The 21,601-nt window shown below is 66.8% G+C and carries 22 protein-coding genes; 12 read left to right on the forward strand and 10 right to left on the reverse strand.

Annotated features, from left to right (window positions below; translation table 11 throughout):
* Positions 1–68: 68 nt before the first annotated feature.
* The 6 genes from atzF to ITJ49_RS05135 form a co-directional block, all read right to left on the reverse strand.
* Positions 69–1,790 carry an allophanate hydrolase gene (gene atzF / locus ITJ49_RS05110; RefSeq protein ID WP_194602254.1) on the reverse strand — a complete coding sequence of 574 codons (1,722 nt, stop codon included), beginning with the start codon at positions 1,788–1,790 and terminating at the stop codon, positions 69–71.
* Entirely contained in the window at positions 1,787–5,434 is a 3,648-nt protein-coding gene (uca, locus tag ITJ49_RS05115; RefSeq protein WP_194602257.1) for an urea carboxylase, read from the reverse strand. Before uca ends, atzF begins: the two co-directional genes overlap by 4 nt.
* Positions 5,427–6,056, reverse strand: a complete 630-nt coding sequence (locus ITJ49_RS05120) for an urea amidolyase associated protein UAAP2 (protein ID WP_194602259.1) — start codon at positions 6,054–6,056, stop codon at positions 5,427–5,429. Before ITJ49_RS05120 ends, uca begins: the two co-directional genes overlap by 8 nt.
* A complete protein-coding gene (locus tag ITJ49_RS05125; RefSeq protein WP_194602262.1) occupies positions 6,053–6,910 on the reverse strand; it encodes an urea amidolyase associated protein UAAP1 in 858 nt (285 codons plus the stop codon). Before ITJ49_RS05125 ends, ITJ49_RS05120 begins: the two co-directional genes overlap by 4 nt.
* 120 nt (positions 6,911–7,030) lie before the next feature.
* On the reverse strand, positions 7,031–7,660 hold the full coding sequence (locus tag ITJ49_RS05130) for a helix-turn-helix domain-containing protein (protein WP_194602265.1): 630 nt from the start codon (positions 7,658–7,660) through the stop codon (positions 7,031–7,033).
* Positions 7,661–7,800: 140 nt separating this feature from the next.
* The gene (locus ITJ49_RS05135) at positions 7,801–8,277 is read right to left on the reverse strand and encodes a DUF805 domain-containing protein (protein ID WP_055960652.1); all 477 of its coding nucleotides are present in this window, start codon (positions 8,275–8,277) and stop codon (positions 7,801–7,803) included.
* Positions 8,278–8,521: 244 nt separating this feature from the next.
* On the opposite strand from ITJ49_RS05135, the gene ITJ49_RS18115 reads away from it, so the two are divergent.
* Positions 8,522–9,325, forward strand: coding sequence for a phosphatase PAP2 family protein (locus tag ITJ49_RS18115; RefSeq protein WP_194602268.1), 804 nt, complete (start codon positions 8,522–8,524; stop codon positions 9,323–9,325).
* Between the two features lie 48 nt (positions 9,326–9,373).
* On the opposite strand, the gene ITJ49_RS05145 is transcribed toward ITJ49_RS18115, so the two are convergent.
* Positions 9,374–9,973: a TetR/AcrR family transcriptional regulator gene (locus tag ITJ49_RS05145; RefSeq protein WP_194602270.1), complete on the reverse strand. Its 600-nt coding sequence runs from the start codon at positions 9,971–9,973 to the stop codon at positions 9,374–9,376.
* Between the two features lie 62 nt (positions 9,974–10,035).
* Between ITJ49_RS05145 and ITJ49_RS05150 the strand changes: the two genes are divergently transcribed.
* The 6 genes from ITJ49_RS05150 to ITJ49_RS05175 all read left to right on the forward strand — a co-directional run bounded on the left by ITJ49_RS05150 (position 10,036) and on the right by ITJ49_RS05175 (position 13,046).
* The gene (locus tag ITJ49_RS05150) at positions 10,036–10,686 is read left to right on the forward strand and encodes an NAD(P)-dependent oxidoreductase (protein ID WP_194602273.1); all 651 of its coding nucleotides are present in this window, start codon (positions 10,036–10,038) and stop codon (positions 10,684–10,686) included.
* Positions 10,687–10,788: 102 nt separating this feature from the next.
* A complete protein-coding gene (locus ITJ49_RS05155; protein ID WP_194602276.1) occupies positions 10,789–11,394 on the forward strand; it encodes a hypothetical protein in 606 nt (201 codons plus the stop codon).
* Positions 11,387–11,629: a hypothetical protein gene (locus ITJ49_RS05160; RefSeq protein ID WP_194602279.1), complete on the forward strand. Its 243-nt coding sequence runs from the start codon at positions 11,387–11,389 to the stop codon at positions 11,627–11,629. Before ITJ49_RS05155 ends, ITJ49_RS05160 begins: the two co-directional genes overlap by 8 nt.
* On the forward strand, positions 11,626–11,844 hold the full coding sequence (locus ITJ49_RS05165) for a hypothetical protein (protein WP_194602282.1): 219 nt from the start codon (positions 11,626–11,628) through the stop codon (positions 11,842–11,844). Before ITJ49_RS05160 ends, ITJ49_RS05165 begins: the two co-directional genes overlap by 4 nt.
* Positions 11,845–12,004: 160 nt before the next feature.
* Positions 12,005–12,472, forward strand: a complete 468-nt coding sequence (locus tag ITJ49_RS05170; protein ID WP_194602284.1) for a hypothetical protein — start codon at positions 12,005–12,007, stop codon at positions 12,470–12,472.
* Positions 12,473–12,590: 118 nt separating this feature from the next.
* Positions 12,591–13,046, forward strand: coding sequence for a hypothetical protein (locus tag ITJ49_RS05175; protein WP_194602286.1), 456 nt, complete (start codon positions 12,591–12,593; stop codon positions 13,044–13,046).
* Between the two features lie 91 nt (positions 13,047–13,137).
* Here ITJ49_RS05175 and ITJ49_RS05180 read toward each other — a convergent pair whose 3' ends face one another.
* The 3 genes from ITJ49_RS05180 to ITJ49_RS05190 form a co-directional block, all read right to left on the reverse strand.
* Positions 13,138–13,464: a hypothetical protein gene (locus ITJ49_RS05180; RefSeq protein WP_194602289.1), complete on the reverse strand. Its 327-nt coding sequence runs from the start codon at positions 13,462–13,464 to the stop codon at positions 13,138–13,140.
* A 135-nt stretch (positions 13,465–13,599) separates the two neighbouring features.
* Complete coding sequence (locus ITJ49_RS05185; protein ID WP_194602292.1) at positions 13,600–13,908, reverse strand: hypothetical protein; 309 nt, start codon at positions 13,906–13,908, stop codon at positions 13,600–13,602.
* A gap of 4 nt (positions 13,909–13,912) precedes the next feature.
* Positions 13,913–15,100, reverse strand: a complete 1,188-nt coding sequence (locus ITJ49_RS05190; protein WP_194602295.1) for an inorganic phosphate transporter — start codon at positions 15,098–15,100, stop codon at positions 13,913–13,915.
* 245 nt (positions 15,101–15,345) lie between these two features.
* On the opposite strand from ITJ49_RS05190, the gene ITJ49_RS05195 reads away from it, so the two are divergent.
* Genes ITJ49_RS05195 through ITJ49_RS05215 form a run of 5 tightly spaced genes read left to right on the forward strand, consistent with a single transcriptional unit; the run spans position 15,346 to position 21,565 of the window.
* Positions 15,346–16,602, forward strand: coding sequence for an ABC transporter substrate-binding protein (locus ITJ49_RS05195; RefSeq protein ID WP_194602298.1), 1,257 nt, complete (start codon positions 15,346–15,348; stop codon positions 16,600–16,602).
* Positions 16,602–17,534: a carbohydrate ABC transporter permease gene (locus tag ITJ49_RS05200; RefSeq protein ID WP_194602301.1), complete on the forward strand. Its 933-nt coding sequence runs from the start codon at positions 16,602–16,604 to the stop codon at positions 17,532–17,534. The genes ITJ49_RS05195 and ITJ49_RS05200 overlap by 1 nt, the downstream gene beginning before the upstream one ends.
* A complete protein-coding gene (locus tag ITJ49_RS05205) occupies positions 17,524–18,417 on the forward strand; it encodes a carbohydrate ABC transporter permease (protein WP_194602304.1) in 894 nt (297 codons plus the stop codon). Before ITJ49_RS05200 ends, ITJ49_RS05205 begins: the two co-directional genes overlap by 11 nt.
* A 6-nt stretch (positions 18,418–18,423) precedes the next feature.
* Complete coding sequence (locus tag ITJ49_RS05210; protein WP_194602307.1) at positions 18,424–19,749, forward strand: family 1 glycosylhydrolase; 1,326 nt, start codon at positions 18,424–18,426, stop codon at positions 19,747–19,749.
* The gene (locus tag ITJ49_RS05215; RefSeq protein WP_370544375.1) at positions 19,739–21,565 is read left to right on the forward strand and encodes a glycoside hydrolase family 2 protein; all 1,827 of its coding nucleotides are present in this window, start codon (positions 19,739–19,741) and stop codon (positions 21,563–21,565) included. The genes ITJ49_RS05210 and ITJ49_RS05215 overlap by 11 nt, the downstream gene beginning before the upstream one ends.
* Positions 21,566–21,601 lie beyond the last annotated feature (36 nt).

Consider the following 21,601-nt stretch of genomic DNA (forward strand, 5'->3'; position numbering starts at 1 on the left):
ACAGGTATTTGTGAAAACAGTCTGGAGTCGCAGGTCGCGTGCGCGATTTCGGCCCTGTTACGGGTGCGTTAAACCCCGAGGTAGGCGAGCCAGCCGCCGTGCTCGGTGATGTCGCGAGCACCGACCGCACTGGCCGCGTCGCACCCGAAACCGGTGACCAAGGATCCGGCCCGCAGCTCGATCTGCCCGAGGTTCATGGGCGCCGGGAGCTCTGCCAGAAACGTGCCCAGCGCTGCGGTCGGCACCTGCCACAGCCCGCCCGCGATCGACGCTCCGCCCTCACCGACCCGCACGAGGCCGGGCTTCGGTGGCACGGTGTCGAGCGCCACGAGGCGGTAGGCCTCGGCGGTGTGCGCGTCGCCGAGCCACCGGGCGCCGCGGGCCGTGAGCTGGGCCTCGAGCGGCTGCCCGGGAAGATGGGCGCCGACCACGAAGAGCGGGACGGAGGGGGCTCCCGCACGTGTCGGCCACGGGAGCGAGGTGCTGGGGAGCGCGGGAGCGGATCCTGGGCTCGCTACCGAGGGTGTCTCGAGCTGGACGCGGCGAGCGAGATCGAGCGCGACGGCGTCGGCGAACGTGCGCGCGACGACGGTCACGCCGAACTGCGCGGTGCCGGTGGCGTCGGTGACGGTGCCGGACGGCACGGCGACTGCCGCGAGGTCGAACAGGTTGCAGAAGTTCGTGTAGGTGCCCATCCACGAGTTGACGCCGATCGGGTCGGCGGCGACGGCCTCGACGGTCGGGTGGCCCGGGGCGGTGGGGATGAGGAGGGCGTCGAAGCCGTCGAGCAGCGCGAGGCTGTGGCGGCGGAGCTTCTCGAGGCGTTCGAGGTCGGTGACCATGTCGCTCGCCCGCACCGTGCCGGCACGGCTGACGATGGCGCCGACAGTGGGGTCGACCTCGTCGGGATGCGCGTCGACGAACTCGCCGACGGCCGCATGTCGCTCGGCGACGAGAGCGCCGTCGTAGAGGAGGCGCGCGGCCTCGAAGAACGACTCGAACGGGATCGTCTCGACCGTGCAGCCGTCGTCGCGGAGGCGGTCTGCGGCCTCGGCGAAAGCCGCCTCCCACTCGGGAGACATGCCGACGAGTGTCTCGGGCACGGCGATGCGGGCCGCCCTGGGGGCGGCGATCGGGGCATCGGCGGGAAAAGCCCGGGCCTCGTCGCCGCCGGCCATGGCACTCATCGCCGCGGCCGCCGTGTCGAGGTCGCGGGCGAAGATCGTGACGGCGTCCCACGACCGGCAGGCGGGGAGTACGCCCTCGGTCGAGACGACACCGAGGGTCGGCTTGATGCCGACGAGGCCCTGCAGGGCGGCGGGAATGCGGCCCGACCCGGCCGTGTCGGTGCCGATGGCGATGTCGGCGAACCCGAGGGCCACCGCGACCGACGACCCCGAGCTCGAGCCACCCGAGATGTGCGTGGGTCGACGCGAGTCGCGCACTCGGCCGTAGGGGCTCCGCTGGCCGACGAGGCCGGTCGCGAACTGGTCGAGGTTCGTCGCGCCGATCACGGTGGCCCCGGCTGCGCGAAGGCGCGCGACCGCGGCCGCGTCGGCGGCAGCAGGCCCGCGGCCGAATGCCGGGCACGCCGCGGTGGTCTCGATGCCCTCGACATCGACGTTGTTCTTCACAGCCAGAAGCAGCCCCGCGAGCGGCCCGACCTCGGCTTCACTGGCCGCCTCGAACTCCCGCGCGACATCCGCTTCGGGCCGGAGCGTGATCCACACCTCGGGCCGGTCGGCCTTCTCGATGGCGGTGAAGGCCGCCCTCACCCGATCGACGGTCATGCTGCTTCTCCTTCTCGGGGAGCGAGCACGACGAGCGCGTCTCCCGGGTTGACCTGCGATCCGGGCACGGCGAGCACCTGCGTCACGACTCCGCCGTGAGGCGCCTCGATGTAGCTCTCCATCTTCATGGCCTCCAGGGCGACGAGCATCTGCCCCTTCGCGACGGTGTCGCCGACAGCAACCTCGGTCTTCCAGACGTTCGCGACGAAAGGGGCGTCCACGCGAGTGCCACCGGGCGGCACCACGACCTCGTCGGTATCCGCCACGACAGTCGCGGCTGCCTGCTCGGCGCGGTCGAACTCCCCCGCCTCCTCCCAGGCGTGCCGCTCCGCCGCGAAGGCGATCGCCTGCTGAGCCCGGAAGCTCGCGATCCCCTCGGCGTTCGAGGCCAGGAAGCTCTCGTGCTCGGCGAGCGAGAAGCTTCCATCGGTGATGTCGAGACTCCCCCGGCCGGCCGCGAGGTCGGCGCGCAGGTCGAGGAGCTCCTCGGGCTCGACGGGGTACCAGCTGATGCGATCGAAGAACCGGAGCAGCCACGGCGACCCCTTCTCGAACGGCGCGTTCTCGCGGTACCGACTCCACACCTGCGTTGTCCGGCCAACGAACTGGTAGCCGCCAGGGCCTTCCATGCCGTAGATGCAGAGGTAGGCGCCCCCGATGCCGACGGAGTTCTCGGCGGTCCAGGTGCGCGCCGGGTTGTACTTCGTCGTGACGAGTCGGTGACGAGGATCCAACGGGGTCGCTACGGGAGCACCGAGGTAGACGTCCCCGAGACCCAAGACGAGGTACTCCGCGTCGAAGACGGTGCGGTAGACGTCGTCGACCGACTCCAGCCCGTTGATGCGGCGGATGAACTCAATATTCCAGGGCGTCCAGGGGGCATCGCTCCGCACACCCGCCATGTAGCGGGCGATCGCCTCGCGGGTCGCCGGGTCGTCCCAGCTGAGCGGCAGCCGCACCTGCCGGCTCGGCACGACGAGCTGCGCCGCCGGCGGGATCTCGCCCTCGAGTTCGCGGAGGAGGCCGACGAGCCGCGCGATCGGCAGCACGTCCGGGTCGACGTGGATCTGCAGCGAGCGGATGCCCGGCGTGAGATCGACGACACCGCGGAGGTTGCGTTCGACGAGCAGCATGTGCAGGGCGTGCACCCGGGCCCGGAGTGCGAGGTCGAGCACGATCTCGCCGTATTCGACGAGCACGTTGTCGTCGCCGGAGCGCCGGTAGGTGACGTTCGGGTCGCCGTCGATCCGGGCGAGTACGCCGTCGTCGCCGTCGCGCGCCGGAGCGAACGAGGTGAAGTCGAGCGACCTCCGCGAGGGTGCGTCGGCCGCGGCGATCGGCACGAACTGCAGGGTGTCGCCGGGCCGCAGCTGGCCCAGCTTCCAGCGCTCGGCCGACACGACCGTCACCGGGCAGACGAACCCTCCGAGGCTCGGTCCGTCGGGGCCGAGCAGGATCGGGGTGTCGCCGGTGAAGTCGAGGGCGCCGATCGAATACGCGTTGTCGTGGATGTTGGAGGGGTGCAGCCCGGCCTCGCCGCCGTCCTGGCGCGCCCAGGTCGGCTTTGGCCCGATGAGTCGCACGCCCGTCCGGGCCGAGTTGAAGTGCACCCCGTAGGTCGCGGCGTAGAGGGCGTCGATGTCGTCGCGGGTGAAGAAGTCGGGGGCGGCATGCGGCCCCTCGGTCACGGCCACCCGCCAGTGCGAGGTCATCACGGAACGCTGGGCGTCGGGAACCGCAGCGGTCTTCGGAGCCGGGGCGGAAGGATCCTGCGGAACCGCCCTCAGCACATCGCCGAGCCGCAGTGCGCGACCGCCGTGCCCGCCGAACTGGCCGAGTGTGAAGGTCGAGGCACTGCCGAGGTAGTCGGGCACGTCGAGCCCGCCTGCCACCGCGACATACGTGCGGAGGCCCGCCGTCGCGTCGCCGACGTCGAGGGCACCGCCCGCCGGAACGGTGATCGGCTCCCACATCGGAACGTCGCGGCCGTCGATTCGCACGGTCGCCGGGGCACCCGTGACGCAGACCACCGTGGCGTGGGTGAAGACGAGTCGCGGCCCGCTCGCCGTGCACTCGAGACCGGCCGCGTCGACGTCGTTGCCGAGCGCGACGTTGCCGAGGCGGAGCGAGCGGTCGTCCATCGCGCCGCTCGGCGGCACTCCCACCTGCCAGAGGCCCGTCCGCCCCTGGGCGTCCTGAACGGTCGTCATCAGGCCGGGGCGCTCGACCGTGATCCGGGGCTCGGGGTCGCCGACGCCGTCAAGCGTCTGCGTCGAGTGCGTGGCTTCGTGGAAGGCCTCGAGCCTTGCCACGGCGCGCAGCATGCCGAGGTTGACCTCGATGCCGTCGATCCGGCACTCGGCCAGCGCCTCGCCGAACCGTTCGAGCGCCTCGTCGCGCGTGGCCCCCTCGACGATCACCTTGGCGAGCAGCGGGTCGTAGGCGGTGGACACCTCGATGCCGCGCTCGACCCAGCCGTCGACCCGCACGCCATCGCCGCCGGGCAGAGTGACGCCCGTGATGACTCCGGCGCTGGGGCGGAAGTCGGTGGCCGGATCCTCGGCGTAGACCCGTGCCTCGATGGCGTGACCCGACACGGGAACAGAGCCCAGGCCGCTTTCCCGGTCGAGGTAGGGCTCGAGGATCCCGCGGTCGCCGCTCGCGAGCCGGAGCATCCAGGCGACCAGGTCGACCCCGGTGATCGCCTCCGTGACCGGGTGCTCGACCTGCAGGCGCGCGTTCACCTCGAGAAAGGAGGCCTCGTTGCGCTCGGCGTCGTAGACGAATTCGACGGTGCCCGCCGACCGGTAGTGAAGCGACGCGGCGAGACGCCGGGCCGAGTCGTGGAGGCGCTCTCGCACGTCGTCGGGCAGCGCCGGGGCGGGTGCCTCTTCGACGACCTTCTGGTTGCGGCGCTGCAGTGAACAGTCACGGTCGCCAAGTGACACGACGCCGCCGCGCCCGTCGCCGAAGACCTGCACCTCGACGTGGCGGGCCCGCTCGACGTAGCGCTCGGCGAAGACGCCGGCCGAGGCGAAGTTGGCCGCCGCCATCCGGCTGACCCGATCGTAGGCGAGACGCAGGCTCGCCTCGTCGCGGCAGACGGTCATGCCGATTCCGCCGCCACCACCGGTCGCCTTCAACATCACCGGGCAGCCGATCGGAGCGACCTGGCGTGCCGCATCGTCGGCGTCGGCGAGCAGGGTCGTGCCGGGGAAGATGGGCACGCCCGCCGCCATCGCAGCCTCGCGGGCGGTGTGCTTCGCGCCGAAGATACGGAGCTGCTGGGGAGTCGGCCCGACGAACGCGATGCCCTCGGCCTCGAGGCGCTCGGCGAAACCGGCGTCTTCGGAGAGGAACCCGTAGCCGGGATGCACGGCATCGGCCCCGGTCTCGCGGCAGGCCCGAACGACCGCGTCGACGTTGAGGTAGCTCTCGGTCGGAGCCGTCGGTCCGAGCAACACCGACTCGTCGGCGGCGTGCACGTGCGCGGCCCCGCGGTCGGCCTCCGAGAAGACGGCCACCGTGCGGATGCCGAGCTCGCGCGCCGAGCGGATGATGCGCACCGCGATCTCGCCGCGGTTGGCGACCAGCAGCGCACGGATCGCCCTGGTCTCGAGAGGCGCCCCGACCGGCTCAGACATCGGCACCGCCGCTCCAGATGATCATCTCGGCGCGGCTCGGGTCGAAGCCGTTGCAGGGGTTGTTGATCTGCGGGCAGTTCGAGACGAGCACGAGGGTGTCTTTCTCGGCGCGCAGGCTCAGCGACAGGCCGGGTGCCGAGATGCCGTCGACGATGCCGAGGGCGCCGTCGGGGTCGACCGGCACGTTCATGTACCAGTTCACGTTCGACACGTGGTCGCGCTTGCCCATGCCGTACCGCGAGATCTCGCGCATGAAGTTCTCGGCACAGGCGTGCTGGCCGTAGGTGTGGTGGCCGTAGCGCAGCGTGTTCGACTCTTTCGAGCAGGCGCCGCCGAGGGTGTCGTGCCGGCCGACCTCGTCGGCGATGAGGGTGAGCAGCGGGTCGTACTCGTTGTCGCGGAGCACGCTCCCGACCGTGAGGTAGACCGACGACTGCCCCTGCAGCGTCGCCTGCGCACTGTAGGCGCGGCTCGTGTCGGCGGCGTCGTAGGCCAAGAAGTCGACGGCCTGATTGCCGTCGACGTCGACGATCGTCAAGATCTGCCCGGCTTTCAGCGTCGCCGACCACGGCGCGCGAGCCGCAACGGTCTCGCGCGAGATCTCCACTCCGAAGTCGTTCATGCGATTCCCCGTCCCTTCAGGTAGTCGGCCGTGTTCTCGAAGGCGCGTCGCCCCTCGGGCGTCGCCGACCACCTAGGATCCGACGGGTCCGTTCTCCGATCCCGCCACGCCACGATCTCGAGCGGCGACGCGATGTACTCCTCGCGCGGATCGAGCGGGTGCGCCGCGTTGGCCACGAGCATGATCACGGGCATCTCGGTGCGAAGCGTGATCGAGCCTCCGGGGCCGGACGATCCGGTGAACGTGGGCGATCCTTCGGCGTCGATCGTCACGCCCTGGAAGAACGAGATCGACGGTGCGATGTCGCGGCGACCGAGACCGTTCTTGGCCGCAGCGACGGCGAAGAGCTCGCGGCCCGCGGGGCTCGCGCCCTCGGGAGCGCCGTCACCGTAGCGCTCGACATTGCGCGCCTCGGTGGACGTGCCGTAGAGGATGTCGTGGTGGCCCGAGGTGTCGTCGACGACCGACGCGAGCACACGCCCCTGATCGCTGAGCAGCAGCTGCCCCGGCGCGGTGTACACCTGCCACTGCACCTTCGCCGTGTCGGCGACGTTGAGGCGCTCCCAAGGGGCGTCGGCGTTGTAGAGAAGCACGGAGGCGCAGGCGTCGCCGGCGATGTCGGTGAGGCGGACGCTCGTTCCCGCAGCGAGGACTCGGTGGGCGTAGCTGCCGCCCGCGACCGTCTCGGCCCAGACGACGTCGCCTTGGTCGGCCGTGATCTGGCCGGTCCACGACTCGGCCGGAACCACTGCGTCCGGCGCGTCCGAAGCCGCCGCTTCGGCCTCCTGGGCGCGGGCATGCGCTTTCGCGCCCGCTGTCGTCGAGGTGCTGGAGGCAGCTGGAATCGTCGTCATCTCACGTCTCTTTCTATTGCTTGATAGAAACGTAACCGACGTTTTTCGCGGCAGATTTCGAGCGCGTGAGACCCAGGTTGCAGGTGTGTTAATTCTGCAGGGGGCGCCCGGATCCTGCGCTTAGAGGGCTGCGACCCAGCGATCGCTCGCCACTCCGAGTGCGCGGAGAGCGGCATCCGCGATCTCGCCGGAGAGCGTCGGGGGCAAGCCGTCGGAATCCATGCGAATGCTGATGACCGTCTCGACCACACGGAATGGGAGCTCGCGTTGAACGGTGGAGAGGGCCAGGCCCTCTTCGGTCGCGACCTCGTCGACCAGCGTCGCGTAGGCGTCACGGAGGTCGCGCCGGGCACTGGTGAAGTCGTCGAACTCACTGCCCCGCACCTCGGGCAGCAGGTAGAGCGCACCCAGGTTCCAGGTCGACGCCAGCAGCTGGGCCGAGTCGAACCGGGCGAGCGCGTGGAGGCGGGCCGCGGCGTGACCCTCGCTGGCGAGCAAGCCGGGCAGTGCTGCGAGGGTCGTCTCGACCGTGCTCAGCAGCAGCGTGCGGAGGATCGACTGCTTGGTGGCGAAGTAGTGATAGATCGACGCCTGCTGCAGTCCGACGCTCTCGGCGATCCGCCGGGTCGACGTCGCCGAGTAGCCGCGTGTGGTGAAGAGCTCGGCGGCGGCATCGAGAATCTCGTCGGCGGCCTCCATGCTGGGCCGCTGGCTCTGCTTGAGACGGGGCCTTCCGACCGTGTTCGACATGCGGCCATTCTCGCTCACTCGTGCGGGCGCACTTGTCGACGGCGCGAGGAGGCCTGAGCACGGAGACGCCCCGGGCCGAGTGTCCGGGCCGGGGCGTCTCTCGTTGTCAGGACTCCGACCGAAGCGGAGGCCCGACGCTGTCAGCGGTCGAAGCGCTGGCCTTCGGGCTTGCCCGCCGACGCGAACCACACGATGAGGATGATGGCGCCCACGAAGGGAATCAGAATGAGCAGGTACCAGGCGCCGCTGCGGTTGGTGTCGTGGAGACGTCGCCATGCCAGCGCCAGCGACGGGATGATCGTGGCGAGGGCCCAGATTCCGGCGATGACCGACACGACAGTTGCGCCGCCCGACATCGTCATCGCTCCTGAGGCGCTCATCGTGTTTCCACCGGCAGCCTGAGAGATGATGTTCAGCACGATGCTGACGATGCCGGCGATCAAGGTCCACCACCAGAACTCGCTTCGCGACGCACGACCGGAGAAGGTGGCGTACTTCTTGAAGAACCGCTTGGCGGCCGCACCGATGGGTGCGCCGTAGTACGGCTGGTTGAGCGGCGGTTCGCCCGGGAGCGACTTCGACTCGCCCTGGTAGGCGGGGGGCTGGGAATACGACATCGTCTGTCCTCCTGGACTGCTTCGGCTAGTGATCGACGCCGAGCTTAGAGCAACCTGGCAGATCGCCGGTAGAGGCGGGCGGCCAAGCGGCGACTCGATCTCGAAAGATCGTCGCTTTTTCCACCAGCTTTTTGTGGAGCCGGCCTCCTACGTCTTTCTTTGGCGAGCTGGTGCCGCCGGGTCACCGCGTGGAACGCGCGAGCCGCCGTCGGACATACACGGCGAACCCGAGCACACTGAACAGGTGACCCACGTGCGCCAGCCTGACACCGACGACCGCCTCGACCGGAAGATCGGCAGTCGTGATGTGCGGGAGTGGCGCACGAAGGCCGGGCAACGGCTGGCAGACCGCCATGGCCGGCTTGCTTCCCGCGTCGGCGCACGACCGGCGCTGGCGGCCACCCTGGCGGTGGGCGGCGGCATCGCCGTTGCGGCAACGGTCGGCGCCTCGTGGATCTACGACGGCGTCACCAGCCGCAACGGTATCGAGAGCCTCGACGGACCCGCCCTGGCCCTGGCCAAGAGGCTCCGCTCCCCCGCCGTCGATGCCGGCGCAGCCGGGATCGCCCGGCTCTTCGGGCCCATCGGCATGCCCGTTCTCGGGCTCGCGATGGCGGGAGCCCTGGCGGCCCGCAGCCGCGAGCTGACGCCGGTGGTGGTTGTGACGGCCGCCGGCGTCGGATCCTTGGCCATGACTCTGGCGGGCAAGAACATCATCGACCGCAACCGCCCTCATCGACGAGACGCCATCGCGCCGTTCGAGAAGTCACCCTCGTTCCCCTCGGGTCACACCCTCAACGCCACCACCGTGCTCGGCGCCGGGGCCTACCTCTTCGCTCTGTATGAGGAACGGAACGCACCGCAGACCGTCGTCATCGCCACGGCCGCGGCGACTGCCGTCACGGTCGGCCTGTCTCGGGTGCTGCTCGGTGCTCACTGGTTCACCGACGTCGCCGTGGGTTGGACGACCGGGGCCGGCTGGCTGTCCGTGCTCATCACGAGCCACCGGCTCTTTCTGACGGCTCAGGATCCGGCGCGCACGCGCTGACCAACCGGCCCGGGGGCGCACACGCTGCCGCTCGACGAGCGCCCGAGGTCAGCGAGCCGTGACGGCGCGGGCGCCGAGGTCGGACCCGAGCATCGTCTCCATCGCCGCACCGACCAGACGATCGGCGGCGGCACGCTCGAGCCGTCGGGACCCGACGAGCGAGGCGATCCCCTGCATCGTGGCAGCGAAGAGCATCTTGAAGTCGGATCGGGAGCCGTCGTCATCACCCTCGGGCTGAGGGCCCATCGCGCTGTCGAGCAGGGCGAACAGCGCGCCCGCCGAATCGCTCACCCGGTCGGATCGGTCGGTCGTCTTGGTCTGGAACATCAGCTCCATGAGCGCGGCGTCGTCGATGGCGAAGTCGACATAGGCCCGCGCGACGCGATCAAAGCGCTTCGAGACGTCGCCCTCCTCGGCCAGTGCTCGACGAACCGCGGTCGTGAGCCGTTCGAAGCCAAGCTCGGCCAGAGCGTCGAGCAGCGCTTGGCGGTCGACGAAGTGACTCCTCGGGGCGCCGTGGCTGACACCGGCGCGCCGGGCGAGATCTCGGAGCGAGAGGCCATTCACGCCGGTCTCGCGCAGAACGCCGGCTGCCTCGTCGAGCAAGACAGCACGGAGGTTTCCGTGATGAAAGGGCCGCTCGGTCATGACGTCAGTCTAAACCCAAACTAGTCATTGCCTATTTTCTAGACAGTGCCTATATTGGGGTCATGACAACCCAGCAAACACTTTTGGTATTCGGCGGCACCGGGCAGACCGGGCAGCACTTCACCCGGCTCGCTCTCGACGCCGGCCACCGCGTCCGCGTGCTCGCACGGACACCCAGCAAGATGACCATCGTGCACGACGACCTGGAGATCGTGCAGGGATCGATCGACGACGACCTCGATCTCGACGCGCTGCTTCAGGGTGTCGACGCGGTGGTCGCGATGTTGGGCGATGCGGCGGCGCAGCGCGAGCGCAAGGTCAATACCGCGCTCGTCCGAGCCCTCGTGCCCGCGATGCGACGGAGCGGCACTCGTCGGTTCCTCTATCAGGCGGGCGGGCTGAGCGCAGCCCCGGGCAAGCGGCTCTCGCCCGTTCTTCGAGCGGTGCGGAGCACCCTAGCTCGCGGCTATATCGGCCAGCACGAAGACAATGAGGCGGTGATGCGGTTCCTCGACGACGAGGCGCGCGATATCGAGTGGATGGTGCACCGCGCGGGTATCGGATCGGACGGCCCGTCGAAGGGCGAACTCCGGAGGTCCTCCTCGCGCATCAGCATCGGCACGTTCGTCGACTGCGCGACGTACAACCTGCGTTTGCTCAGCGACGACTCGGCCGTTCACACCTGCGACGGGAGTGCTTACGGGCGAGGTTGACGTCGCGGCTTGCGGCGGACGTCGTGGCCGTGAGGGATTACCTTATGAGCAGGCCGAAGACGCCCGAATCTTCCTCGGCCCATCACCCGAGGAGACCTCTATGTGCCGACCTGCCCCTGTAAACGAGCTGCCGAAGCGATGAAGGAATTCCGCGCTCACATCCAGACCGCTCCTCTCGGCGTGCTGTTCGCCTGGTTCACCGGTGTCTACTTCATCGGGACCTACGGCTTCGCCCTCCTCGATGGAACGGGAAGACTGACTCTTGTCACCGCGCTGATTCGCTTCGTCACCGCCGCCCTTTTTGGCGGGGCCATGACTGCCGTCGTAGCCCGGCAACGGCGCCGAGACGGTGGTGTCGAGACAACCGTCCAGATCACCGCGGCCCTCAAAACGGGTTCTGTGCCGAAGGGCGCTGATGCGTCACTGTGGGTGCCTGCACTCGAGGGGCGCCGGAGGCAAAATGAACGAGCCCAGTGGATGAATCCGATTGTCTTCGGCGTCTTCACCGCACTGGGCGTGTGGTTGGCGGTCCAGGATCCGACTGCGGTCGTCCCCTGGATCTTCGTCGCCTTCTTCGTCGCTATCGCGGTGTTCTCGATTGTCGCCGCGAAGCGCTTGGTCAGGAAGATCGATGTCCTCCTGGCCCAGGTGGACTCCACGCCCGTGACACACAACTCAGCCGTGGACTCCGGAGAGATCCGTGGCTAGAGGATGGGATCCGCTGAACCGGATGGCGACCCCACCCGGGGGCCGTATCGGAGCCTGGTTCAACGTCATCGTGTGCGGTTTTCTGTGCATCGCAGCCCCGATCGCGGCCGTCACGAAAACGCACCCCTTGGGCGCTGGGATCCTCGTCGCCCTTGTCGCTCTCGGTATCGGCGCATACATGGAGACCCAGTTCATGCGGATCCTCATTCGCCAGAATAGGGCGGCCAAGAAGTGAACCCGCAGCTCATCTTCGGCATCGGCGGTGCCATCGCCGCAGTCTGGGGCGCCATCGTCGCCATCTGGAACGACTGGGCGCTCAGACTGATGGGGCGAAGTGTCACCGGACGCCAGTTCAGCCCGGCCTACATTCGACTGATCGGCATCGGTCTCTGCGCCGGCGGGGTCTTGATAGTGATCCTGGCCGTCACCGGGGTGCTCCCCGACCACTAGCGGCATCGTGCGAATGTCAGATCGGTTGCACTCTGCTTTTTGCTCGAAGGAGACTCCGACGTCCAATTCACAACGAGAGGCCCCGCTCAAGGCCCGTCGCGGTCTGGCCTTCTACGCACTGCCGTGCCTACAGATATAGGGCCTGGCAGGGGTTTTCCTCGTGCTGTGGCTGAGCCTGTTTCCCCCGGGATTCGCGGGCGCCTCTGCGTCAGCCGTTGCAGCTGTCGCGGGAGCACTCATCTGCGTCGCCTCAGCACTCCTGCTGTGGTCGTGGTCTCGCGTGGGCGGCTACACGGCGCATTGGATGCTCCGCCAATGGGTGCGCGACGGGCCTCTCCCCAGACAGGTATCCCTGTCACGACGTCTGCGTTTTCTCAAGCCACTGGCCGACATGAGCGCCGGCGCTGGCTGGCTCTACTTCAGCCTTGCCCTGGTCTACGTTATTCTCGGTGGAACTCGCGCGCTCGAATCCGTCACCGAGTCTCTCGGACATTTCACTGTCGCTGCCGTCTGGCTGCTCGCTGGCGGATATCGGATCCTTTTCACCAGGAAGTGGGGTCAGAGAGCAACGGAGCTCTATAACGAGACGTTGACGGAACAGGCCAGCCAGGGCGATACCCCGGAATGACGGTCAGTCTCATGAGACCGCAAACGGCTGTTCCGTTTCTCTCACGATCGTGGCCTTGTCAGAAATAGACGTCGATGCGCACACTGCAAAAATATAGGTTTCTCAGTATCGTTGCGGCATGTCCGCTACCCATGACGAAGAAGCCAAAGTCCGCGATGCCGAGGTCGCTCGACTTCATCCCGATCTCGAACGCCGGCACCTCCGGGCCACACTTCCTGCTCGCGTTGTACTCCGCGATATTGAAAAGCACGAAGGGGATCGCGAGCTCAAACTCGTCGGCGAGTCCTACATCGTCGCGGTCGTTAACAGCCGCGCTGTTCAGTTCTACGCTGGCTCCGACCCTGTATTCGATGCCGGCTCAATCGATATCACCCGAATCGTGGACGTCGAAACCGGTAGCGAGTTCGACTACACGCCACCTCGGCTCAACCCCACCGTCCGCCTGAAGATTAAGGAGGGAACGACCACCCTGGACGTCGACCTCGAAGTCTTCACCTTCGACGGCACGGAGCTGCGCCAATCGACTGAAATAGATGCCGATCTCGCGTGGTGGAAATCCGCCACCAGCCACTGATCTTTTATTGACTACGAGCCCGCATGACTGTGTTCTCCGGAAGCATGCGGGCTCGTTTTATTCGACTTCAACTACCGGATGCCCGCATCTCTCACTCAGCGAGAGACTGAACCGCATTCCAGAGGTCGTTTTGGAAACCCGACGAGAAGGTGGCTCCAGGCTTGAAGTAGCGATGCGCGCTCGACCCGAAGATCAGCCAGGGCTTCTCGTGTCGCACCGTTCCAGCCTCACTCTCGTGACCTGAATCGACCCGAGTGACAGTCCACGTTCGTTCGCTTTCCGTCTCCTCCATGACGACACGATACGAATCGTTCTCGTCAGTCACGAACTCGAATTCGGGCACCGCATCGAGGTCGTAGTCTCGAGATACCTCGGAACCGTCGACGGTGACTAGTGCAATGTTGGCGCTACTGCTCATGGTTCGATCCAACCATCGACCCGGCTACTGAACGCGTGCGGTCGTGAGTAGCGGGTGACGCCGAAAAAGCGGGCGATTTCACCGTGTTGAGGCGCAAGAGCAGACCGCTCTCGCACACGGAAACACCGACGCCCGTCAGTGGAACAGCGGCACCACGAGGTAGATGCCATACAGCACCGCCGCACCGCCGATGCCGACACAGACGTACCCGCCCAGGGTCGCGGCCGCCGGTCGAGAGGTCAGCGCGCCCTGGCCGGCGATCTCACCACCGTCGTCGGGCGATCCGATCGAGAGCAGGCGGAGCCCGACCGAGAAGATGGTCACGATCGCGACCGTGGCGACCAGGGTGACGACACAGACCTCGGCGATGGACGACCAGTCGACACCGAGAAACCCGGCGGCCGACGACGATGACGCTGCGGCGAGGAGGGAGGTTGTACTCATGACTTCAACCCTTCGAGGAGTCAGACGAGGTGGAGGAACCGGTGGAGACATCGGCGAGCGGTCGACCGGTGGCGGTCGATGAGTCGTCGTTCACGTTCTCGTGGCTGACCGGGTGGCGTCTCGCGAGCAGCACGAAGGTGCCGCCACCCGCGACCGCGACGACCACCACCGCTGCGAGCCCGATCGCTCCGGTCCCGGCGAGCCAGGCTGCGCCACCCCCGGCGAGCGCCGCGGCCGGCAGGGTCACAACCCACCCGAGGGCGATCTTGCTGACCGTGTTCCAGTGAACCGAGGCGAGTCGCTTGCCGAGCCCGGCTCCGACGACCGCACCGGACGTGATCTGGGTGGTCGACAGGGGAAAACCGAGGTTCGACGAGATGAGCAGCGTGGCAGCCGAGCTCGTCTCGGCTGCGAACCCCTGGGGCGACTCCACGTCGGTGATGTTCTTGCCGACCGTTCGCATGATGCGCCAGCCGCCGGTGTAGGTGCCCAGGGCGATCGACAGGCCGCAGATGAGGATCACCCAGATCTGCGGGCCCGTGTTGGAGGCCTGGTAGCCGCTCACGATCAACGTCAGGGTGACGACGCCCATCGTCTTTTGGGCGTCGTTCGTGCCGTGAGCCAGCGAAACCAGCGAAGCCGACACGGTCTGCGCGTGCCGGAAGCCGCGCTTCGCCCCGTGCACCTCAGAGAGCTTTGTAACCCGGTAGGCGATGTAGGTGGCGATGAGCGCAACGGCACCCGCGATGAACGGCGAGAGCACCGCGGGAAGCACGATCTTCGACAGGACACCCGAGAAATCGACAGCGCTGACGCCGGATCCGATGATGGCCGCACCGATGAGGCCTCCGAACAACGCATGGGTCGAACTCGATGGCAGGCCGAGCCACCAGGTGCCGAGGTTCCAGAGCACGGCACCGACGAGGCCGGCGAAGATCAGCACGGGCGTGATGTGCGGCAGGCCCTTCGAGTCTTCGGTGAGGATGCCCGACGAGACCGTCTTGGCGACCTGAGTCGAAAGGAATGCGCCCACCAGGTTGAGCACGGCCGACAGCAGCACCGCGACTTTGGGCTTGAGCGCCCCCGTAGCGACCGACGTCGCCATGGCATTGGCAGTGTCGTGGAAACCGTTGGTGAAATCGAAGATCAGGGCAATGACGATGACCATCAGGACGATGACGAGGACGCTCATATCGATGACTCCAGACGTGGAGGCTCCGGCACGACGTCGAAGCGGTTGCCGCGAAGGTAAGCCCGACTCGTGAACGCGGGGTGAACTCGGCGAGCGAGTGGGAACCGGCCTCGATGCGCCTGGGGGAACCGCGTAACGCAGGGATCCTTGGCAAAGCTCGCGTCTCTGGCAACATCGTGCTATAACGATAAAGCGCATTTCAGCGCGGACCGGAAACCCGAAATCCGGATGCTCAAAGGAGAGTCATGAAAAAGAAGAAGTCTGTAGCGATCGGAGCGATCGCCCTGCTGGCCGCTGGTGCCGGACTCACCGGGTGTTCTTCCTCGTCGTCATCGTCCGGGCCCGTCGATTTGACCGTCTGGACGGGATCCACCGGCGGCGACGCCCCGGGCTACAAGCAGATCGTCAAGGACTTCAACGCCTCGCAGTCCAAGGTGAAGGTCACGATGACGGTTCAGCCGTGGGACACCATCCAGCAGAAGCTGCCGTCGGCCTGGCTCACCGGGACCGGCCCGGACATCGCAGCGCCGGCGCCCGATCCCAATGTGATCGCTCAGTACGTGAAGACGAACTCGGTTCTGCCGCTCACAGCCACGGGCTCGGGAGACACGAAGATCAACACCTCGAAGTTCGCCTCGGCGTTGACGAAGGAGTTCACCTACAACGGCAAGCTCTACGCGGTTCCGGCCAACTACGCCACGCTGAGCCTCTACTACAACAAGAAGCTGTTCAAGGCAGCTGGCATCGCCTCGGCCCCCACCACCGTCGCCGAGTTTCAGGCCGATGCCAAGAAGCTCACGACCGGCGGCACTTACGGGCTCTCCCTGGCCGACAACAACACCATTCAGATGTGGCCGATCCTGCAGTGGCTGTCCGGCGGCGAGGTCACCGACAGCAAGAACTGCAGTGCCCTCCAGACGCAGGCCAGCATCGACAGCCTGCAGCCGTGGGTCACCCTCGTCAAAGACGACAAGATCTCGCCTGTGGGCCAGTCGGGCGCCGAGGCCGACTCGTTGTTCTCCGCAGGCAAGGCGGCTATGGAGATCAACGGCCCCTGGGCCGCCCCCGGCTACAAGTCGGCGGGGATCGACCTCGGGATCGCCAAGATCCCCGTCGGCGACGACGGGACCAACGTCACTCTCGGCAGCACGGCACCGCTTGCGATCTCGGCAAAGACGAAGCACCCGACCGAGGCGCAGCAGTTCCTGGCCTACTGGACCTCGAAGAGCACCCAGCTGAAGTTCTCGAAGAGCACCGGGTTTCCGCCGCTGCGAACCGACCTGAGCGATAACGCGACCTTGAAGGCCGACCCCACCGTCTCGGTGTTCGCGAGCCAGGTACCCGATGCGCGGCTCTACCTCCCGCAGGTCCCCAGCGCCACGCAGGTCGACGCGAACGGGTACGTGCCCTTCATCCAGAAAGTCACCCGCGACGGCGATGTCTCCGCCGACGCCACGAGCGCCGCCGCGACCATCAACCAGTTGACGGGCTGCTCGAGCTGATGACCACCGGAGACACCACGTGGGGCGTCAAGGCGACGCCCCACGCCCGGACCCCGGCCCGGACGCCACGGTGGAGGTCACGCCCCGCGTGGCTCTTCATGGCCCCGAGTCTCGCGATTCTCGGCGTGTTCGTGCTCTGGCCGATTGTTCGCTCCTTCTGGTACAGCCTGCACACCTGGACCGTCGGTGCCACCGATCAACCCTTCATCGGCTTCGACAACTACGTGCAGCTGACCCGGGATCCTCAGTTCTGGGGAGCGCTGCTCCACACGGTCGAGATCACGGCTGTCTCCGTGCTCCTCCTGCTCGTGATCGGTTTCTTCCTCGCACTGGCACTCGCTTCCGAGAACCTCATCACCCGGATCATCCGGTCGGCGTTCTTCTTTCCCTACGTGGTGTCACTGACCGCGGCAGGTCTGGTGTGGCGATTCCTTCTGGATCCCAACATCGGTCTCGTCGACGGCCTCTCCAAAGCCCTCGGCTGGGGAGCCCCGGCGTGGTTGGCCTCCACCACACTCGCACTGCCGACGATTATCTTCGTATCGATCTGGAAGAACGTCGGCTTCGTCATGATCATCCTGGTGGCAGGCCTCAAGGGGGTTCCCGAAGACCAGTACGAAGCGGCCCGGCTCGACGGTGCCAGTCGTGGTCAGCTGGTTCGTTTCGTCACACTGCCAGCCCTCCGCCCCACGATCCTGTTCGTCAGCGTCATCCTGACCATCCAGTCGCTCCAGCTCTTCGACCTGGTTTACGTGATGACGGGCGGGGGGCCGCTGTTCACCACGGACACTCTCGTGACCCTCCTCTTCCGCGACGGATTCGTGAACTTCCAAACCGGTTACGCGTCGGCGATCTCGTGGGTGCTGTTCCTGCTCATCGTGATCGTCTCCGCTCTTCAACTGAAATTCTTCAGGTACAACGATGTCGACTGAGACTCTGACCCCCGCACCCGCGCCGCCCCGGACCGCCCCCGATCAACGTCGGCAGCCGATCCGAGGCCGGGGCAATGGCCTCGACGTCGTCAAATGGGTTGCCGTCGCCGCCGGCGTGATCGTCGCCGTCGTGCCGTTCATCTGGATGATCGGCACCTCGTTCCGCAGCGAGGCCGACCTCTTCGCACACCCCGCCAGCCTTCTCCCCACCCAGTGGACCCTGCACGGCTACAAAGGGGTCTGGGACCAGCTGCCGTTCCTGCGACTACTCCTGAACACGGTTGTCTTCGCCGGCGTGACCACGATTCTCACCCTGCTCTTCGACTCGATGTGCGCCTACGCGCTGGCTCGTCTCGACTTCCGGGGCAAGACCATCGCGTTCTGGCTCGTGCTCGTCACGTTGATGGTGCCCTTCCAGGTGACTCTCATCCCGGTCTTCATCGAGCTCTTCCACCTCGGGTGGCTGAACACCTATCACGGGCTCATCATCCCCCGTGCCACGAGCGCCTTCGGGATCTTCCTGTTCCGCCAGTTCTTCATCTCCATCCCGAGAGAACTCGACGAGGCCGCTCGCCTGGACGGCGCGAGCCACTTCAAAATCTACCGAAGCATCATCCTGCCGCTCTCGAAGCCGGCCATCGCGACCGTGGCGCTGCTGAACTTCACCGCCCTGTGGAACGACCTGCTGTGGCCCCTCGTCGTCACGAGTTCGCCCGACCTGCAGACACTGCCGGCAGGGCTCGCCCTCTTCGGCGGGCAGCACGTCACCGATCACGCGGTTCTGCTCGCCGGCGCGGTCATCTCGCTGATCCCCATTGCCATCGCCTTCTTCCTCGCGCAGCGCTTCTTCGTCGCGGGCATCTCTAACACCGGATTGAAGTAAGACCCCATGACAGACCCCTTTTTCGCCTCAGGAGAGCTCCGCTGGCTCCTCGGCATCGAAGACACCTGCGTCTATCCACCCGTCGGCTCTGCCATGGGAGCACTCGACGAGCACCTCCTCACCGGTCACGACGATCACTGGCGAGAGGACTTCGACCGCATCAAGGCGCTCGGGGCAACAGGGTTCCGGTACGGGGTCAGCTGGCCACTCGTGCATACGGCCCCGGGAGAGTTCCGCTGGGAGTCACTCGACGAACGCCTGGACTACGCCGTCAAGACCCTCGGTCTCGTCGTGGTAGCCGACCTGGTCCATTACGGGACGCCCACGTGGCTGACCCGGTCGTTCGCCGACGATCGTTACGCCGAGACCGTGGCCGAGTTCGCCGGCGCATTCGCGGAGCGCTACCGCGGTGTCGTCGACCACATCACCCCCCTCAACGAACCGCTCACCACCGCCTCGTTCTGCGGCCTTCGGGGTGTCTGGCCGCCGGCGCTCACCGGCTGGGACGGATGGACCGAGGTCACCGTCTCCATCGTCGACGGCATCCGACAGAGCATCAGCGCGATTCGACGCGCCAATGCGGACGCCGTGATCGTGCACGTCGAGGCGTCTGCCCTGTATTCGGCGTCAGACCCCGCATTGGAGGCCGATGTCGCGCATCACGAAGCAATCGCTCGGCTCCCCCTGGAGTTGCTCCTGGGTCGGGTCACCGAGGAACACCCGTACAGGAAGTACCTCGTCGACCACGGCGCCTCTCAGTCGACTCTCGAACGACTCACTCGAGACGTTCCCACGATCGACGTCCTCGGGGTGAACTACTACCCCGATCTCACCCCGCGCATTCTTCGAGGCTCACCCGGCTCCTCCCGCCAGGTGACGGAAAACAGAGGCGCGGCGGGGCTGCAACACGTTTTGGAGGACGCCCTGCGAAGGTACGGTCTCCCGATCGTCATCACGGAGACCAGCATCGAGGGCAGCGAGCAGGAACGCCAGTCATGGCTGCAGCAATCGGCAGCCCTCGTCCGGACTCTGAACGCGGCGGGGTGCGACATCCGCGGCTACACCTGGTGGCCTCTTCTCGACTTCGTCGACTGGTCGTATGCCTCGGGCGGCCGGAACGTGGAGGAGTTCGTCCTCGACCCGAGCGGCGACCTCCCGGCCGACCAGGAGCGATTCGCCGATTCGACGGATGAGACGAGCCTCTTCTTCCGGCGAATGGGCATCGTCTCCGTCACCGACTCGCAGTCGACGCGCCAGAACACGAGTGCGGCGAGCAGCTTCCAGGAGGAAGCCGAATGGACGCCGGCGAACGGAGATGTCCGTGTCGGTTGACACCCTCTCGGCCGAGGCCCTGGCCGCGCAGGCGCATGATGCGCACTACCCCCGCCCGCAGCTCATCCGCCGAGACTGGCAGAACCTCGACGGCGTCTGGCGTTTCGCCATCGACGACGACGATCGCGGGCTCACCGAGCAATGGTGGTTGCCAGAACACGCCTTCCCCGAAACGATCATCGTCCCGTTCCCGCCGGAGTCGAAAGCCTCGGGAATAGGAGTCGACGGAATCCATGACGTCGTCTGGTACCAGCGGGAGATCTCGTGGGACGACGTTGTAACCGCCGGCTACGACGAGAACGACAGGCCCCGTCTCGTGCTCCACTTCGGTGCGGTCGACTACCGTGCCACAGTGTGGCTGGACGGAGCGCAGGTCGCCCAGCACGAGGGGGGTCACACCCCCTTTTCGCTCGTGGTGCCAATCCAGCCTGGGAACGCCGGCTATACCGTGACCGTCCGCGCCGAGGATTACGCCGCCGACGTCGGCCAACCTCGCGGCAAACAGGACTGGCAGAGCGACGCGCACGTCATCTGGTACCGCAGGACAACCGGCATCTGGCAGAGCGTGTGGCTCGAGACCACACCCGCCGTCGCCGTCGAGAAGCTGCACTGGACGGCCGATGTGCCCGGGGCACGGGTGGTCTGCGAACTGCGACTCACGGCACCGCCCCTGTCAGGCGACACTGTTCGCATCACGCTCACCCACGGTGAGGTCGCACTCGCGGAGATCACTGCCTCGCTCGTCGGGCAACGTGCCACGGTCACCCTCGACCTCCCCCGACAGGCGAACGGACAGGACTACGAGCGATTGCTCTGGTCACCCGATAATCCCTCCCTCATCACCGCCGATGTCACAGTCGGCCGCGACCGAGTCGTCAGCTACTTCGGACTGCGGACGACCTCGATAGCCAACCGTTCCTTCTTATTGAACGAACGCCCCGTTTACATCCGCTCCGTTCTCAGCCAGGGTTTCTGGCCTACTTCTCATCTGGCCGCCCCGAGCCCCGAGGCACTCCGGGACGAAGTCGCGTGGATCCTTCGACTGGGATTCAACAGCGCCCGCGTGCATCAAAAGATGGAGGATCCGAGATTCCTCTATTGGGCGGACCGCCTGGGTCTCATGCTCTGGGCAGAAGCGCCTGCCGCCTACGAGTTCTCGCCGACGGCAGTCTCGCGCACGACGCGGGAGTGGCTGGACGTCGTCGACCGTGATCGCTCGCACCCCTCGATCGTCACGTGGGTTCCGATGAACGAGAGCTGGGGCATTCAGCACATCGCCCACGACCCGCGTCAGGTCGCGTTCGCTCAGGCACTGACGGCACTGACCAGAGCCATCGACCCCACCAGGCCTGTGATCTCCAATGATGGGTGGGAACACGTCGACTCCGACATCCTCACCGTGCACGACTACGACTCCGACCAAGCCGTCCTGACCGACCGGTACGCCGACCCCAATCTTCGCGCGAACCTCATGAACGGGCTCGGTCCTGCCGGGCGTCGAGTGACAGTCACCGGATCGATCCGAGACGACGCCCCGGTGATGGTCACGGAATTCGGCGGCATCACGTACTCGCCCGGTGCTCGGGCCGAGGACGCGTGGGGCTACTCCTCCGCCACATCCGCCGAGGATTTCCAGGCTCGTCTCTTGGCCGTCTACGAAGGGATCCGGGCTGGGCGCGCGGTCGTCGGATCCTGCTACACCCAGCTCACCGACACCATGCAGGAGGCGAACGGCCTTCTGACCGAGGATCGCGTACCCAAGCTGGATCCTGGCGTCATTCGTGCGATCGTGCAGGGCGGGCCGATGCCCGTCTGAAGAAAGCGAGTCGGGTCCAGTAGGTTGGGGCCCGAC

It is taken from the genome of Frondihabitans sp. VKM Ac-2883 (assembly GCF_015350875.1).
Lineage (GTDB): Bacteria > Actinomycetota > Actinomycetes > Actinomycetales > Microbacteriaceae > Frondihabitans.